7 protein-coding genes and 1 pseudogene are annotated in these 17,827 nt (G+C 66.1%); 7 read left to right on the top strand and 1 reads right to left on the bottom strand.

What is annotated here, in order from left to right; translation table 11 throughout:
- Positions 1 to 48 precede the first annotated feature (48 nt).
- Positions 49 to 603 carry a YbaK/EbsC family protein gene (locus tag ACWF99_RS12145; RefSeq protein WP_452535880.1) on the top strand — a complete coding sequence of 185 codons (555 nt, stop codon included), beginning with the start codon at positions 49 to 51 and terminating at the stop codon, positions 601 to 603.
- Between the two features lie 104 nt (positions 604 to 707).
- Here the strand turns inward: ACWF99_RS12145 and ACWF99_RS12140 are convergent.
- Positions 708 to 1,019: pseudogene (locus ACWF99_RS12140) on the bottom strand (integrase core domain-containing protein); the annotation flags it as partial.
- Here ACWF99_RS12140 and ACWF99_RS12135 point away from each other — a divergent pair.
- From ACWF99_RS12135 to ACWF99_RS12110, 6 genes are all read left to right on the top strand, one after another.
- Positions 1,014 to 1,352, top strand: a complete 339-nt coding sequence (locus ACWF99_RS12135) for a hypothetical protein (protein ID WP_452535879.1) — start codon at positions 1,014 to 1,016, stop codon at positions 1,350 to 1,352. The pseudogene ACWF99_RS12140 and the gene ACWF99_RS12135 sit on opposite strands and share 6 nt — an antisense overlap.
- A gap of 106 nt (positions 1,353 to 1,458) precedes the next feature.
- A complete protein-coding gene (locus tag ACWF99_RS12130) occupies positions 1,459 to 3,789 on the top strand; it encodes a S8 family serine peptidase (protein WP_452535878.1) in 2,331 nt (776 codons plus the stop codon).
- Positions 3,786 to 7,214, top strand: a complete 3,429-nt coding sequence (locus ACWF99_RS12125; RefSeq protein ID WP_452535877.1) for a DUF6603 domain-containing protein — start codon at positions 3,786 to 3,788, stop codon at positions 7,212 to 7,214. Before ACWF99_RS12130 ends, ACWF99_RS12125 begins: the two co-directional genes overlap by 4 nt.
- The gene (locus tag ACWF99_RS12120) at positions 7,211 to 10,486 is read left to right on the top strand and encodes a hypothetical protein (protein ID WP_452535876.1); all 3,276 of its coding nucleotides are present in this window, start codon (positions 7,211 to 7,213) and stop codon (positions 10,484 to 10,486) included. The genes ACWF99_RS12125 and ACWF99_RS12120 overlap by 4 nt, the downstream gene beginning before the upstream one ends.
- Entirely contained in the window at positions 10,486 to 15,927 is a 5,442-nt protein-coding gene (locus ACWF99_RS12115; RefSeq protein ID WP_452535875.1) for a hypothetical protein, read from the top strand. Before ACWF99_RS12120 ends, ACWF99_RS12115 begins: the two co-directional genes overlap by 1 nt.
- On the top strand, positions 15,920 to 17,770 hold the full coding sequence (locus ACWF99_RS12110; protein WP_452535874.1) for a hypothetical protein: 1,851 nt from the start codon (positions 15,920 to 15,922) through the stop codon (positions 17,768 to 17,770). The genes ACWF99_RS12115 and ACWF99_RS12110 overlap by 8 nt, the downstream gene beginning before the upstream one ends.
- Positions 17,771 to 17,827: the final 57 nt, after the last annotated feature.

Below are 17,827 nucleotides of genomic sequence, written 5' to 3'. Positions count from 1 at the left end.
GAGCCGGCCGTCGTATCGCCTGCGATTCAAACACTTTGGAGCGCACACATGAGCCTTCCACTAGTCGAGAACTTGAAATCGTTGCCAGCGACTTCTCACCGGGAACTTCTCGCCGAGCCGGTCGCCGATGCAATCGCTGGCTGGGCACACGCAGAGCATGTCGCGGTAGTCGAAATCGATGCAGCGTTCTCGGACACCGCAGCAATGATGAAGGCCTACAACCTGCCGCTGACGACCGGCGCGAACTGCGTGATCGTCGCCGGCAAACGCGGCGGCGAGGAACGCGTGGCCGCCTGCGTGGTCCGCTCCGACACCCACGTCGACATCAACACAGTCGCCAAACGAACCCTCGATGTGCGGCGACCGTCGTTTCTGCCCATGGACAGAGCAACCATCGAAAGCGGCATGGAATACGGTGCCATCACCCCGATCGGGCTACCCGCCGCTTGGCGCCTGCTGGTCGATCCGAGGGTGCTGTCGATGACAGCAGCGATCATCGGCTCGGGACGACGTGGCTCGAAGCTGCTTCTGCAGGGCAACCTTTTGGCGGAATTGCCCGGCGCGGAGGTCATCAACGACCTCGGGCGCGATCCCCGCGCCTGACCACTCTGCAGCGACCTCCACACCACCTACAACACTTCGACATTGGTGTCTTCGCAAGTTCGACCATCGCCGGGTGGTGAACCGTCACGGGTTGAGGACCGGCTTCAGGAGTTGACCAGCGCCGGTCGGCGTGGAGGGTTTTGAGCGTAGTAGGCAGTCTCGTGCTCGGCCGGGGTGAGGTAGCCGAGACGAGAGTGCAAGCGGGCATTGTTATACCAATCGACCCACTCCATCAACGCGAATTCGACATCGGCGACGGTCTTGAACGGGCCTTGGCGGCGGACGACTTCGGTCTTGAAAAGCCCGATGATCGACTCGGCAAGAGCATTGTCGTAGGCATCGCCGATGCTTCCGATCGAGGCTGACATGCCTTGCAAGGCAAGCGATTCGGTGAACATAACCGAGGTGTATTGACTGCATCAGAGGGCAAGGCCCTGAACTCTGTATACGATCGCCGTGAGCTCGACATCGCGAATCAGGTCATGGAGGCTGAGCTGCCCACAAGCCACCTACTGGTCCCGTGGGGCGGTGCAAAGGGCCTGGACTACACCTATTGCGCGATGCCGCTGGCCGAAACCAACCTCAAGGACTACCTGCAGTCAACGCAGATCGACCTGACCGAGATCCGCGAAATCTTGCAGGAGGTCGCGACTGGTCTTGTACAGCTTGCAGCCCTCGGCATACTGCACCAGGACATGCCTCGAACTCTTTCGGCCTCCGTACTGACCGCGCCTGGCCGAAACAGGTAGCGCACTACTCATGACGGCGGCGTACTGACGGCGGACCATATCAATCACCAACCCGCGTCTGTGCTGACAGCTGCGGGAGCGGCACTCGCAGTCCGGAGGATGACGGATGACGCGAATAGATATTGCGCTGCAGCATGCGTATTTGGTCTGGCGCACGAAGCTGGGATACGCGGAGCGTGGTGAGGGCCGGGATTCCGCCGAGGTGCGGCACCGCATGGTGTCCGTTCTCGTCGAGTACACCGGTGACCCGGCCGGGATCCGCGAGGCCGGGTTGCGGATGGGGTTCGACACCGGAAGGAGGGTTTCGGGGCGTATAGAACTGGCTGCTCTGCAGAGCCTCGACGCCGTGCCCGGAGTCGCATCCATTCGGCTCGTCACTAAAGTCAAGCCCCAACTCGACGACTCCATCGAGGCGATGCGAGTTCCGTGGAGAGTCTCGCCCGGCACATTCGACGGCCAGGGTTCGGAGGTGATCATCGCCGTCATCGACTCCGGCATCGACATCTTCCACGAATCCTTCCGAAACCCCGACAACACCACCCGCATCCTCGAACTCTGGGACCAGACTGCGGATGACCACGAGGAAGAGCAGCCGCAGCCCGTCCCGTACGGCCGGCTATACACCGAAAAGGACATCAATGACGCCCTACCTGCTGGTGGCGATTTCCCTAGCATCGATAGCATGGGGCATGGCACCCATGTCGCGGGCATCGCGGCAGGTAACGGCCGACAGGACGACGCATGCACCTCGCCGGGTACTTACGTCGGGGTTGCCCCACGCGCCGATCTGGTGATCGTCAAGGCCGCAGGCCTGGAGGACGGTGACGAGACCCACGGCCCTTTCGACGCGTTGCTGTGGTGCGCCGCAGCGCCAGAGCGGCTGAAGGAGCCCTTCAAACCACCCAAACGCGTGGTGATCAACTGCAGCTTTGGGACCGACACAGGCCCACACGACGGCACCGACGTGTGGGACATCGCTGTCGATGACGTCCTAGAGCCGCCCCCGCCGGGTGTCGCGATAGTCGCTGCGGCCGGAAATGGGGGCGGTGCCGAGATCCACGAGGCTGGAACCGTGCCTGCGGACCGTACACGCCAGGTGTGGTTCTTCCTGCCGGAATCGTCGGGAGGCGTTGAGCTGCTGGATGTCTGGTACAACGGCGACGCATTACTGACTGTCGAGATCGTCACGCCGCCGCCGGACTCCCGCAGCACCGGGCCTATTGCGCCCGGACCACAGGCGGAGAAGTCGATAGACAATATGAACATCACCGTGACGTCGTCGGGGCCGCAGTCGGATCACAACAACAAGCGTCAGATCAGCATCACCATCGAACCCGAGCCGGACCACGAAGTGCGTGGCGGAGTCTGGCAGCTGCAGTTCACCGAGACTACCAAACGGGCCGCCGCGACCTGGGACGCATGGCTCCAGACCTCACTCCCAGACCCGTCTCCCACGTTCCGGCTGCCGGACGAGTCCGATATGGTCCCGCGGCGGCGCGAAAACACGATCAGTTCGCCTGGCACTTCACGCAATTCGATCACCGTCGCGGACTACGACAACGGCAACGACCGGCTCGCAGACTCCTCATCCCGGGGCCACGCCAACCAGGCCGGAGTCTCGGCAGAGGAGCGCAAGCCCACGATCGCGGCGCCGGGTACCGCGGTCAGCGCGCCGCGCAGCCAGCACGACCCGCATGCGAACTCGTCCTGCTGCGACCAGAAGGTGATCAGCAAATCTGGCACGAGCTTCGCCACACCTCACGTCGCAGGGCTGGTTGCGCTGATGTTCGAGAAAGATCGCAACCTCACATTCAAACAGGTCCGCGAACACCTGCAACAGACCGCGAACGTCGATGGCATTCCCCCCGACGAGGCGCCAACCAACGTGGATACCGGCCCCGGGGTCCACAGCCACCTATGGGGCGCGGGCAAGGTAGACGGCACCGCCGCCCTCCACACCGTGTCCATGCGAGCAGGTGGAGGCGGCGGCAGTCCGGAGCCGCCCTTCGCCGAGGACATCATGCTCGGATACACCCCACCCGATCTGCCATCGCGCTTCGGATACTGGCGGCAACGATTCGGAGAGAGGCCGGGGCTGATGCTGTTGACCGCGCTGATCAGCGCGCATGTCGATGAGATGCTGCGGCTGATCAATGGCAATCGCCGCGTCGCGATCGTGTGGCGGCGTAACGGCGGGCACCTGCTGGTGCGGCACATGCTCTACCGGCCGACAACGGATGATGTACTGGTCCCGCGCTCGATCGATGGGTACGACACGACTGTGCTAATCGAGCGATTCACCACGATCCTTGAGCGATTCGGGAGTGCGCGGCTGCGCACCGACCTTGAGCGGTTCCGCGAATTCCTAATCGCCGGGCCTGGTTCGGATCTCGCTCGGCTCGACCAGACCGCACTCACCTACGGAGGTGGACAATGAGCAACGCCGGGCCGATCGAGACATTCGTCCGCGCTCTCGGGGAAGCGCTGAGCCCGCTAGCACAGCGGCTCGCGGGCAGCAGTGCCGAGCAGGTGCTGGAGGAGATCGGGCTGCGGCTGCCGACAGGGGTGCTCGCGGACGGTGCTGTCACCGGGGCACTGCAGAGCGCCGCCGGGGCGTGTGGCCAACTACCGCAAGCGGTTACGGCGCTGACCGATACGATCGAAGGCGACGACGACACCGCCATGATCTCCGCCGCGGCCGGATTGGCCCGGCTCCTCGCACATGTCGGCATGGCCTTCGGCCGACTCGGCTCCGCACTCGACAGCGCCGTGCAATCCACGGGCAGTCTCACACCTGCGCAGCGGGCACGGCTCACCGCCATCGCACGAACGGCTCCCGAACGGCTCCTCCATCGCGCCCTGGTGTCGTATATCGCCGATCGCATGCCCGGGGTCAAGAGCGTCCTCGAGATCTCCGGGTTGATCGACGATGCCGCAGTATCCGGCGACCCCGCCGACCCGACCATCCCGCCCCACCATCTCGCCCGCATTCGCGCCGATCGTCTCGGCGCACTCTTGCAGAACCCCACCGAACACCTGAAAGGCCTCTACGGATTCGGCCGCCCGGACTTCGACGGCCTCGACCTGTTCCGCCGCCTGCAGGCAGTACTGGACCGTCCGGACGCGACGCCGATCCTGATCACTGCACCCGGCATGCCTGCCGCCCTGGAGGCATTCCTGTTCCGCCTGGCCGTTGAGCCGGATTCATCGCCCGGCTTGCAAATTCGCCTGCGAACGACGGCGGCAAAGGATATCGATGTCGAGGAGCCCGTCGCCGGACCGTGGTCGTCGACAGTGCGCTCGACTTCGCGATTCGAATCCGGCACCGAGCTCGTCCTGCACCCGGAAAACGGACTGAGCATCGAATCGCCGACCGCCGCAGCGTCGCTCACCTTGACGGCAGGGATCGAAGCCGAAAGCGCCGACGGCAATCCGATGATCCTGCTCGGCCAAGCGAAGGGCAGCCGACTCGAGGTAGGGCGATTCGCAGCACGGTTCCCACTCCAGCTCAGCACGGCAGCGGGCGCATCGTCGCCCACAGTCCAGTCCGGTGCGGAACTGGAGGCGCACCAGGGCAAGCTGGTCATCGACGCCTCCAAGGCAGACGGGTTCATCGCGACCGTGCTCGGCGGCGTCCGGGTCGAATCGGACTTCGACCTGACCGCCCTGTACGACGCCCGAAAGGGCCTGCGGTTCATAGGCAGCGCGACGATCGAGGTCGCCATCCCGGTCCATGCCGAACTCGGACCCGTCGACATCCCGACGATCTATTTGATCGGCGGGTTCCGCGACGGCGCGATCCCGATCGAATTCTCCGCCGATATCGGCGCGCATCTCGGACCGCTCGACGCGACGGTCAGCAGGCTCGGCGCGCTCGCCACCATCAGCTTCCCCGACAAGGGCGGCAACGCCGGACCCGCTCAAATCGACATAGCGTTCAAAGCACCGAATGGCGTCGGCCTCGCCATCGACGCCGGAATCGTTTCGGGCGGCGGCTTCCTCTATCTGGACAGTGCGCGCGGCGAATACGCTGGTGCACTGGAACTCACCTTCGCGAAGTTCCTGAGCCTCAAGGCAATCGGCATCATCACAACCCGGATGCCCGACGGCGCAGCAGGTTTCTCGCTGCTAGTCGTCATCACCGCAGAGTTCGGGACGGGGCTACAGCTGGGACTCGGATTCACCCTGCTCGGTGTCGGTGGGCTGCTCGGGCTCAACCGCGCGATGCGTTTGGACGCCATTTCCGAGGGAATCCGCACGGGTGCCATCGAGAGCGTGATGTTCCCGAACAATATCGTCGCGAACGCACCCCGCATCATCAGCGATCTGCGCGCGTTCTTCCCGCCACGGCCGGGCACCTTCCTAATCGGGCCGATGGCAAAACTCGGCTGGGGCACACCGGCGCTGGTGACTCTGTCGCTCGGCGTGATCGTCGAGATCCCGGGCAATGTGGCCATCGTCGGCGTACTGAAGATGGCACTTCCAGCCGAGAATGTCGAGGTCGTCCTGCTGCAGGTCAATTTCGTGGGAGCGCTCGAATTCGACCGTAAGCGCGCCTGGTTCTTCGCGAGCCTGTACGACAGCCGGGTCCTGTTCATCACCATCGACGGCGAGATGGGCCTGCTGATCGCCGTCGGTGACGATGCGAACTTCGTGCTGGCCGTCGGCGGTTTCCATCCGCGGTACACACCGCCGCCACTGCCGTTCCCGAACCCGCGGCGCATCGCCATCGAGATCGTCAACACATCGGTGGCACGAATCCGCGCCGAAGGATACTTCGCCACCACCAGCAACTCACTCCAGTTCGGCAGCAGGGCCGAGGCGTTCTTCGGCTTCAGCGCTTTGAATGTGTCCGGCCACATCGCCTTCGATGCGCTGGTCCAGATCTCACCGTTCTACTTCATCGTCGACTTCTCCTCCCATTTCGAAGTGCGGGTCTTCGGGATCGGCGTATGGGGATTGCGCATCCGGCTCGAGGTGGAAGGCCCTACACCCTGGCATGCGCGCGGGTCAGCGGGAATCTCTCTGCTGTTCTTCGATATCGACGTCGACATCGATGTCGGGTGGGGCGAGCGCCGCGACACCAGCCTGCCACCCATCCGCGTACTGCCCGCGCTCACGACCGAACTGTCCAAACCCGAGAGCTGGCGCGCGCTGCCGCCGCCCGGCGCGAATCTACTCGTCACCCTGCGCAAGCTGCCCGAGTCGGAGAGTCGCACGGCACTGCATCCAGTCGGGTCGTTGCGGATCAGTCAGCGCCTCGCGCCGCTGGATGCCAAGCTGGACCGGATAGGCGCACGCAAGCCCGAGGACGGCACCCGGTTCACGCTCACCGCGACGAGTCCGGCGTTCACCAAATGCGGTGACGTCGACGAACTGTTCGCACCCGGACAGTTCGAAAACCTTTCCGATGACGAATGCATGTCCCGCAAGGCTTTCGAGGCCCGTCACGGCGGCATGGTTCTGTGCCCGGCGGGTGCGCAGCTCACCTCGGCGGCGGCCATAACCCGAGTCGTACGCTATGAGGTGATCACCGTCGACACGAACACGCGAAGGCACCGATTCTGGCACCTGCGCCAGTCGCTGGCGCTGTTCACGCATCTGCTGAACGGCTCGGCGGTGGCGAAATCCCTACTCAGCACGAAAATACGCGTGGCGCGGGTTCCTGTCACCGACGGCGTCCTCGGCAAGCGCGAGGGTTTCGCGGTGGCACTTCAGGAGAACAACACCCGGTTCGCCACCGCGCCCGCCTCGTTCTCGAGTGAAGGCGCGGCGCTCGACTGGCTGGCCAGCGCGGTCGCCACCGATCGCAGACTGGCTGGAAAGCTGCACGTGCTCCCAGGATTCGAGCTCGCGTCATGACCACCCCACTCGGTTCCTACACCTTCCTGCCGTGGCTACGGCAAGGTATCGCGCAATCCGTCACCGCAGCCCACGGCGACCAGACCGTGCGTCGCAGGGCAACCACCCGCGTCGATGTGAAGCTCACCGGCCAGCCGATCACGGCAGGCACCCTTGAATCGTCGTTCGGCCGAGATATCGACATGTACGGGCCGGGTGAGGTGATCGGCATCGAACAACGCGCGATCGTCCGGGTCGAACCGCGCCCCTGGATCACCGACGTCGAACCGAATTACCTCGCACACATAGAGTTCTACGACGAAGACTTCCCCTGGCGCTACACCCCTGCCGCACCCGCCGGGCTGCGGCTGCGCCCCTGGATCGCGCTGGTGGTGCTGAAGGACTCCGGTGATCCAGTGACCTCCGAGTTCCGCGAGAGTGCCGCCATCGGCGACCGGCCATTGCCGTTCGTGACCGTCAAGGACTTCACTCCGTTCCCTTCGCTCGACGAGCTGTGGGCGTGGGCGCACGTGCATACCAATCGGCATCTGGGCTCGCCCGGCCAGCTGGTGGCGACCGATGTGCCCACCGCGGTTGGCCAACTGGAGAAGGCACTCGCGGCCGATGCCGATATCGGCTACTCGCGGCTGCTGTGCCCGCGCCGACTCGAGGTCGACTCCGCCTATCACGCCTTCCTCGTGCCCACCTACGAACGAGGACGCCTCGCCGGGCTCGGCTTGGATCCGGATGACGCGCCATTCGCGACCGCGTCGGCGTGGGCGGACTACCCGAACCGGCCCGAGCCGCTGAATATGCCCTGTTACCACCGCTGGTACTTTCATACGGGCGGAGCGGGCGATTTCGAATCGCTGGTGCGGCTGCTGAAGTGGCAGACCGTGGACCACCGCGTCGGCTACCGCGATATGGATGTACTCGCCCCGGGTTCGAACCTGCCGCCCATCGATGACAACAACCTGCACGGGGTGCTGCACTTGGGCGGTGCGTTGCGCGCGCCGCGCGAAACCCTGAAACCGGCCGATCGCGCGGAGCGCGATCGGTACGAAAAATGGTGGGGGGCAACCTATCCACACGACTTCCAGAGCCGGATCGCCGATCTCGCCAACCTCGCTGACACGTTCACCCGCAAACCCGCGGGCCAGGCGAAGGCCGAGGCGGGCATACCACCGCTCGACGCCGATGACGTCGATCCGATCATCACCGTGCCTATCTATGGGCAGTGGCCGGCATTGCAGCATCGACTGCTGACCGATCCGGCCGGAGCTCCGCTCGATCCGGACGACAACTGGATCCATGAACTCAATGTGGACCCGCAGTACCGCGTTCCGGCCGGCTTCGGCGGCGATGTGGTCCGCCGCTATCAGGAGGACTACATGGAAGCCGCATGGAAGCAGGTCGGCGAAGTCCTCGACCACAATCGCAAAGCGCACATCGCGCACATGCTGCTGCATTTCAGCGAGGCGATCCACGCCAAGTCGGTCGCCGCGGTCGCGGCGGCCCCGAGCCGCCTGCTCAGCCTCACCGCGCCGGTGCAGGGCCGAGTGCTCTTCGACGGCATTACCGTCCGGCACGCTCGCGGGCTCAGCCGTACCCCCCTGGTGCTGACCTCATCGACGCTGCGGCGCATTATGCGGCCACACGGACCGATCGCCCGACGGCTCGCCCTCACCGCAGGGCCGCACGCGGGCGCGATGCTCGAGGCGGTGAACGAGGGCGTTGTCACCGCGGCGCCCCCGAAGCGGACACCCGGCGGGCTCGCCACCGTCGAGGGCATCGCGGAAACACTGGCAGGACAGCGCCGTTGGCCGCCGGACTGGCTGGTGCGACTGGCCCGGCGCGCACCCTGGCTGCGCTGGGTGCTGCTCGCGCTCGGAGTGCTCGCCCTGATCCTGGCTGTGTCCGGCATCCTCGCGATGCCGCTGTTCCTGCTCGCCGCGCTCGCGCTGGCCGCCACGGGCGTGCTGACCTACGCTGGTCGCGTCCCCACGGTCAGCGAGATCCTCGGTCCCGACCTCGATCTGGAAACGTCGATCGACCGCCTTCCCGATACCGATGCGCAGGCGCGGCGTCTCAAAGCGGCGCTGCGGGACTGGGCGCAGTTCGCCGAGGCGGCGACTGCGGCGGGCCGCGAAGAGCCGCTGGCGAAGCTCGATCTCACAACGACGGCCGCCCGCGTCGCGGTGACGCTGCGCCCGCAACGCACCATCCCGCTCCGTTTCCTCGCCAGGGTCGATATCGCCGCACACGTGCGCGCCCAGATCCGCGACGTCTTCGACGACATCCTCTACTACCCGCGCATCGACGTGCCCATGTACCGGCCGTTGAAGGAGCTCAGCGATGACCATTTCGTGCCGAGGCTGAATCTGATCGGCCCCAATACCGTCGTCGCACTCGAGACGAACCAGAGTGTCATCGAGGCGTACATGGTCGGGGTGAACCACGAGTTCTCCCGCGAAATGCTCTGGCGCGAGTACCCGACCGATCTTCGTGGCACATGCTTCCGCCAATTCTGGGACGTCACACCCTATCTCGGAGCAGCAGTTACCGATCCCACGGCACGCGACAAGTACTACGACACTCCGCCAACCCACCTCTGGCTGCGCCGCAGCCACCTGGGCGAACACGATCATCGCCAGGCCGACCCCGCGCAGGACCGAGCCGAGATCGTCTTAGCGGTGCGCGGCGAACTTCTGAAGAAATACCCGAACACCGTCATTTACGCGCACAAGGCCGAATGGGCGAAGACCAACGGACACATCGATCCGAGCAAGGAGCGCACGCTAACCGAGCTCACAACGGAGCAGCTGCGGGAACCGCCGCCCGACCTACTGCAGACACCGATCTACGAAGCGAAGGTCGACCCCGATATCTACTTCTTCGGCTTCGCCCTCACTGCCGACGAGGTGAAGGGCGGCACCGGAGACAATGAAATCGACTCACCCGGATGGTATTTCGTCCTGAAGGAGCGCCCCGGCGAGCCACGATTCGGCCTGGACACAGCCCGTCCCACCGGCGAGAACATTGTCACCGTCAACGATCTCGCGTGGCCGGACATGGGCGTCGCGCCCGGCGCGCAACTCGATGCCGGCGCGCTCGCCATCTTGCCGCTGTCCGAACCCGGCGTGGACGAGGGCGAGAAGCAGGACCAGCATGACGACGACGTGCGCGTGGTGGGTGCTCCGATCAGCGCTGCCCGCTGGGCGTACCTGCTCTATCAGATGCCGGTCATGGTCGCGGTGCACGGCGCCGAGTTGCTGCGGGAAGGAGCGTACTGATGGCCGCGTTCGAGGACCTCCGCGCCCGGTTGCAGCGCGTCGACGGGCAGTACGCCGCCGACCGTCGCACCGCCCGCAGTGCCCTGCTGCGCGCCGCGGGGAGCACCGATGAAGAGCTGCACGCCGCTGCTGCCGCGGCGAAGGAACGGGCGGAAGCCACCGCGCGGCAGCGCGCGACGGCGTTCGACTCCTTCGAGGCATTCACCGATCCGCGGCACATTGCCGCCCTCACCGAGACCACACCCCTACTGCTGCTACCGGTGCGGCTCGAGACACGGTTCTTCACCGAGGGGAATACACCCGAACTGCGGGTCCGGATTTATCCGGACGAATGCAGCGTCGACTCCTTCGACCCGGAGCTCAGCACCACAGAAGTGGCTGCGGCCGCGCGGTTCTGGCGGGAGTACTGGGCCGCGGGCGGCGTCGAGGCGCAAGAGCGCGCCGCCTTCGCCACTCTGTGCGGCTCCTACGGCACCGGCCGGGCAAAATGGCTGGTGAAGGCATTCGTCCCGGTGAACCCCGGGGACAAACCGGACGAAAAGAATCCGGCCACGGATACCGTGTTCATCGTCAGCGACACCGAGCTGCCCGCCCGTGCAATCCGCCGGGCGCTATCCCGCTATTGGCAGGCGGTATGGAAAGCTGCCGACGATGTCGCGGCCATCGCGTCCGCGCGGGCGACACTCGACGATGACATCGCAAATCCTGCTACGGCAACACAACTCGTCGAGCGATACATCCCGTTCAACCTGGCAGACCCACCCCCGCCGGGCGTGGACCGCACAGGTACGACAGTCACGGTGGCGTGGCTCGAGCTCCCTGACGAACAGGGTGAAGAGCACTCCGGCTGGCGGCGCGCCCCGATAGCGGCGGCGCTGCCCGAACGGTTCGTCGTCCTGTGCAGCTCCGGCACCGCGACCCGTTCCGTCCTGGGCAAGCCCATCACCGAGCCGCTGTACGTCGGCCCCGACCCCGCCGCACCGGACGCGGACCGCATAGTCCCCCAGGACGGCAAGCTGTCCATTCCCGCACCGCTGCAATGGATGTTCGGCTTCGAGGCCGCCGAGGCCGCCGGTATGGGCATCCGCGTCCCTCTGACAGCCGCGGAGGCCAACGACGGATTCGACCGCATCGTCGTCGTCGGGTTGCGGATGCGCGCGGACCCGGAGGCCGGGCAGGCCGCACTCGAGGAGCTGTTCACCGGCCACGCGTTCAGCCGGTCTGGATTCGAACTGCTGCCGCAGGGTGTGCCGACCAACAACACCGACCATGCTCCCTCGGCCTGGTCGCGGCGCGACGATCCCGATCTCGCGTTCGACGAGGCATTCGGCCCGGCGAAGTTTCAAATCCAAACCGATCCGGCCGCGCGGCGCGATGGCCAGGTGCTCGCCGATTGCCTCGGCCTGAACCCGGCCCGAATGCGGCGGGTGCGCGGCGCCGACGGGTGCGACTCCATCGAGGCGCGGCTGATGAACACCGCACTCGCGCCCGGCACCCTGGGGTATCTCACCGGCGTCCTGATGAGCCCGGTGTTCGAGGGCTGGACGAGTGAACTGTCCTGGTTCTTCAGCAATTACGTGAGCGGCCGGGGTGCGGTCCCGGCGATTCGGATCGGCGCACAGCCCTACGGCATTGTCGCGTCCACCGCCTTCTCCCGTATCGCATGGCTCGGTTCCGACGACATCATCGGAACCTTCCTGCCCGATCGCCGCACCAGATTCCTGCGACGCTTACACGCCGTGCTCGGTGTCCTGCATGACACGTGGACACAAGGGGTCGGCGATGTCGCGCGTGTCGGTGACGGCAGCGACCCGCACAAAACGCTGCTGGATATCCTCGGGCTGCACCCGAACTCCGCAGAATTCCACTACCGCCCCGCCAAGAGCCTCGACGAGCTATCCCGGCGCAGCATTTTCACCGGCATCCTGCAGCAGCCCGCCGAGCGCTACCGGGCCGCGCAGCAACGCCAGAACGCGCTGATCATGCTGCGCTTCATGGGATACACCGGGGAAGAGCCCGACCTACTCGACCTGTTCTTCCGTACCGGCCACATCAAGTTGAAGGGACCTCTTGTCACAGAACAGATTTCGGAGACCGAACCACTCCCCGCTGTGACCGCCGACGACCGCAACGCACTGCGATGGCTGGCCGACACCGCGGGCATTTCACTCGACCGGCTGCGCCGCCAGGAAGGATTCCTCGGCGATGCGCCGCCCAGGACACTGCTCTACATCATGGCGCATTTCGCTCTGACCCGCGGCTACCTCGACGCGAGCGACCGGATGCGCTACGCCTCAGGCCTTTTCACGCAGGCACAGATGAGGACGATCGTCCGCGAACCGAAGTCGGTGCATCTGGACACGGTCGAGCACAGCGAGAGCACCTGGCAGCGCCTGTACGAGGCGGACAACAGGCTCACAGGCAGGCCGGGGATCTCGATCGCCGATCACCTCACCTCGGTGCTGCCGTCCCGCCCGGACTACGCCGCCGATCTCGACGACCAGATCAAGGCGATCCAGGGCCTGGTGCAGACGCCGACCGCGCACCTGGAACGCCTGCTGACCGAGCACGTCGACCTAGTGTCCTACCGGATCGACGCCTGGCGGCTGGGCATCGTGGCCCGGCAACTGGAGCACATGCGGAACATCGGCACGGAGCAACCGCGGCGCGGGGTGTACCTCGGCGCCTACGGGTGGCTCGAGAATGTGCGCCCGGACCCTAAGCGTTTGTCGGCGCCGGATCTGTCCGACGAGCTGGCCGCTGCTTTCGCGGAAGGCCCCCCGTTGCAGGTGGATCCGGCCAATGGCGGGCACCTGCACGCGCCGTCGCTGAACCAGGCGGTCACAGCCGCCATCCTACGCGCGGGCGAACTCGCCAACCGCACGGCGGGCACGCCGAACGCCTTCTCGATCAACCTCACCTCCACGCGGGTGCGGACCGCGCTCGCTCTGCTGGACGGGGTTCGATCCGGGCAGCATCTCGGGGCGCTGCTCGGCTACCGGTTCGAACGGGCGCTGCACGATGCCGGTGGCTTCGTCGAACTCGACGCACTGGTTTTCGCCTTCCGCCGCGCCTTCCCATTGACCGCCGAGAAGCTGACACCGACAGAATCCCCGCCACCGCCGGAGACCGAGGCCGTCGAGGCACGCAATGTCGTCGACGGCTTGGCTCTCGTCAAACAGGCGGGAACCGGTGTCTACCCGTACGGTAAGCCGCTGCCCCCGCTAGGCGCAACCGAACGCGGCGTCGTCGAGCGGGCAGTCGCCGACCTCGTGAACGCCTTCGACGCGATGGCCGATCTCATCCTCGCCGAGGGTGTGCACCAGGCTTCCCAGAACAATCAGGACCGCGCCGCAAGTCATCTCGATATCGCGGCGGATTTCACCGCACCGCCGGACCCGGCCGTCGTCACCACGCCCGATCGCGGTTTCGCGCTCACCTGCCGCGCCGGCCTGGAACTGGACCCGGGCGCTTCCGCCTCCGCATCCGCCCCGCCGCGCTCGAAAGCTCAGCCGGCGCTGGATACCTGGCTCACCGCGGCGCTGCCGCCGCTCGGGTCGATCGCGTGCACGGTCACGTGGCAGGTCGCCGGAGCATCCGAGCAGACGCGAATCGTGCGGCTCGGCGACCTCGGTGTGGCACCGATCGATGTGATCAATCTGATCGCCGACGAGGGCGGGGCGGGATTGGCGGAACTCGACGATCGCGTACGCAAACAGGTGGTGGACATCGTGAACCCACGCCCCGACGCGCGGTTGCGGATCCGCTACTCCGACGCTCCCGCAGGCGAACTCAGTGTCTTCATTGTCTCCGCCTTCGTGCGGCGACTGCGCGGAATCGCGCTGCGCTCGCGTCCGCTGCGGGCGGGCGATGTCGCGCTGCCGAGTGCGGCACAGCGTGCCGATGCCGTGCCGCACCTGGTTGACAGGTCCCGGGTCGCCGACGTCGTCGCCGACTTGTCGATGCTCCGAACCGATCTCGATTCGGCCATTGCCGCCGGTGCCGCGTTGCTGACCGATCCGGTCGCCAACCGGGCCGCGTTGCTCGACGAGGTCGACGATCGGATCGCGACCGTTGTGGACCTACTGGCTGAAGCAGCGCGATTCGGCGGCGCGCGTATCGGCTGGGGCAGTGTCTACGACTGGCGCGGGGAGCGATTCGAAGCCCTGCTCACCCAGGTCACCGGCCTCCTCGCCCGCTGGGCGGAGCGCGCGACGGCCGCGGCGCGAGCGCTGGACCGCGAGGCAGCCCTACCGAGCACCGCGACATCGGAAGAGCGCCTGCGGCTGCTGCGGGCCGCCGAGGGCCAGGTGTCGACGGCGGTTGCAGCCGAGCTCGATCCGGTCACACTCCGTCCGGTCGTCGAAGCAAAAGTGGCGGCGTTCCTGGCGAAGTCGGACAGTATCCGCACCTCTGCGGTGGACCCACTGGACCCCGGCCTGGCAGACCGGCTCGGTCGTTGCATCGCCGTCTTGCCCATCGACGCGTTCGATCCCGAACCGATCGGGTTCACTGAAATCGAGGATTCGATCCTCACGTACTGGAGCGATCTGCAGACGCTGCTATCCGCATTGCGAAAAGACCTAACCGCTCGGTTCAGGGCCGCGACCGCGGCATTGGACGACCACGATACGGCGCTCGATGCCGAAGCGCGTCTGGGCGCCTTACAGCGCGGCGCCGAAGCCGTTTTCGGAGAGGGCTTCCAGCTCATTCCCACCTTCACCCTTGCGCCCGAAGCCGCTGCGGAACAGACGCAGGCCCATGCGCACTTCCTGTCCGGCGGCCTGCTGCAGCACGCGACCACGACGCTGGAGGGTGCCGACCCCCTGGATACCTGGCTCTACGGATGCGCGCGGGTGCGCCCGATGCTACGCCTGCTCGAGGACACGCTCATGCTGGCCGAGGCGCACGGACGTGGTGTCGGTGAGCTTTCCGCGATGCAGCTGCCCCACAAGCCCGGCGCACCCTTGCTCGCGCTCGACTTCCCGAGAGCGCATGCACCCGACGGCGAACGACTTTCGTACGTCGCACTCGTCCGCGCCGGTTTCACGCCCGCGGCGGCGCGCTGCGGCCTGCTGCTCGACGACTGGAGCGAGACGATCCCGGCCATCGAACCCGACGAACCCGGGCCGCAGCACACGACCGGGGTCGCATTCCATTTCGATCGGCCGAGCCAGGAACCCCCGCAGGCGATGCTGTTGCTGACGCCCGCCACCTGGAACGGCGCCTGGTCCTGGGACGACATTGTCACCGGCATCACGGACACCTTCGCGCTGGCGCGAATCCGCGCCGTCGAACCCGCACAGCTGGACGACACAACCCTCGCGCAATTCCTCCCGGCGACCGTCGCCACGGTGGCGGTCAGCGGCCTGGTGATGGCCGCGAACTTCGCGCTGGTCAATACCGACGTCCGGATCGTAAGGAGTACGGGCGATGGCTGACATCCGAATTCCCACCGACCTGAAAATGACTCTCGATCGAGCTCTGCTGCCGACCCTCACCCAGTGGAACCGGCTCGAGGGCCGACCGCGGACCGCCGCGTTCGATCGCTCGCTGCGGGCGGAGGTACGTGACGGGCTGTGGATGCTGACTCGCCAGTGGCAGCTCGGCGAGTTCCGTGCCGACGACGCCGGTTCCCCGGTGCTGGCCCAGATGCGCATCGACCACACCCGCTTGACCAGGGCGAAGTTCGGTGCGGACCCCGTCGAACCGATGGTCGGTGAACTGCCCCTGGAGACACGGGTAGAACGGCTGCGAGCCCCGCTGGTGCGCGGCACACGCAAGATCGCACTCGATCTGCGCCTGCTGCTCGGGCGGCAGTGGCTCAAATCGATTGCGGGCATAAGTGACTACGCCGACGCATACCGGGCGCGGTACCCGATCACGCTCCCGGATCCCGGCGCGTCCGCCGATGTCGACATGTGCGCCCATCCCGGCACGTTGGCGATGGTGAGCGCGCTCGCCGGCCGTGCGATGGATGGCGGTGAGCTGTATCTGCATCTGGTCGAACCGGGCACCCACGCATGGGACGGCATCGCGGTCGCCGATGCCGACAAGGCCGGATTGGACGCAGCCGCAGCCAGGCTCGTGCGCTGGTTCGCGCGCCTGATCAGTCAGCCACCACCGGACCGCACCGGCGCTTGGACCCCAGACCACCTGGAATACCGATTCGACTGCTCGGCGCCGACGGGACCCGACGTGGCGAAGGTCTACGCCGCAAGCGATTACGCCACTGGGCGACTGGACTGGTGGGCTGTCGATGCCGATCCGTCGCGGACCAGGCTCAACACGACACCGGAGGATGCGACCGTCATCGGTTCGGTCATGCGCACCATGATCCCGTCGCAACTACAGTTCGACGGGATGCCCAACGCCCGCTGGTGGGCGTTCGAAGACGGAGAAGTGAACCTGGGCAAGGTATCCGCAGCCACCACCGACCTCGCGAAACTGCTGTTCATCGAATTCGGCCTGGTCTACAGCAACGACTGGTACCTCACCCCGTTCACCGCGCCCGCGGGCACGATTGCCAAACTGATCGGCTGCGCTGTCACCAATACGTTCGGCGAACGATTCTGGATCACCCCCGCGGCGGTGGGACGCGACGACGATCCCCGCAGATTCACGATCTTCACCTCCGGCATTCGAGGCGACCCAAGCCTGCCCGCCGACACCAGCCTCCTACTGCTGCCGACCGCCAATACCGTCACCGACGGCCCGGTGCACGAGGAAGTGCTGTTCCTCCGCGACGAAATGGCGAACATGGTGTGGGCCGTGGAGCGTTCGGTCACACTACCGGACGGTTCAACCCGTTCTGGCTTGGAAGTTGCCCACGAAACGCGCACACATCTGGAACGCCTCGCAGGCGGGCCAGATCCCGATGACGATCCACCTCCCGCCGCCGATATCCGCTACCGCGCCATGACCACGGTTCCTGAGAACTGGATCCCCTTCATCGCCGCCCAGGAGCCGACCGGCCACCGCCAGATCAGGCTGCAACGTGCGGCGCTGCCCCGGCTGCTGCCCGGTCGGCCACCCGAGCGCGTACTGCCCCTGACGGATCAGCTGCGCGCCGGCCTCGACCGGCGTCGACCGTACTTCGTGCACGAAGAAGAGATCCCCCGTGAAGGCCTGCGCCTGACAACCAGATTCCAGCGCACCCGCTGGCGCGACGGCCGCGTCGTGGTGTGGCTCGGTGCGCAGAAAGCGGTCAGGCGCGGAGAGGGGGCATCGGGTCTCGGCTTCGATCGAATCGTGCCCACGCCACGGAACAACGGTTCCGAATGACCGTGTCTCAATCCGAACGCGCGACCCGACATGACGATTCGCCCTTAGTACTGCAAC

This window comes from Nocardia sp. NPDC055002 (assembly GCF_053608825.1).
The sequence above is the reverse complement of the archived record's forward strand: the minus strand, read 5'-3'. Positions and strand labels throughout refer to the sequence as shown.

Bases quoted from the DNA above. Each gene is read 5' to 3' on its own strand.
- ACWF99_RS12145 (WP_452535880.1), top strand. From the start codon at position 49: ATGAGCCTTCCACTAGTCGAGAACTTGAAATCGTTGCCAGCGACTTCT.
- ACWF99_RS12130 (WP_452535878.1), top strand. From the start codon at position 1,459: ATGACGCGAATAGATATTGCGCTGCAGCATGCGTATTTGGTCTGGCGC.
- ACWF99_RS12125 (WP_452535877.1), top strand. From the start codon at position 3,786: ATGAGCAACGCCGGGCCGATCGAGACATTCGTCCGCGCTCTCGGGGAA.
- ACWF99_RS12120 (WP_452535876.1), top strand. From the start codon at position 7,211: ATGACCACCCCACTCGGTTCCTACACCTTCCTGCCGTGGCTACGGCAA.
- ACWF99_RS12115 (WP_452535875.1), top strand. From the start codon at position 10,486: ATGGCCGCGTTCGAGGACCTCCGCGCCCGGTTGCAGCGCGTCGACGGG.
- ACWF99_RS12110 (WP_452535874.1), top strand. From the start codon at position 15,920: ATGGCTGACATCCGAATTCCCACCGACCTGAAAATGACTCTCGATCGA.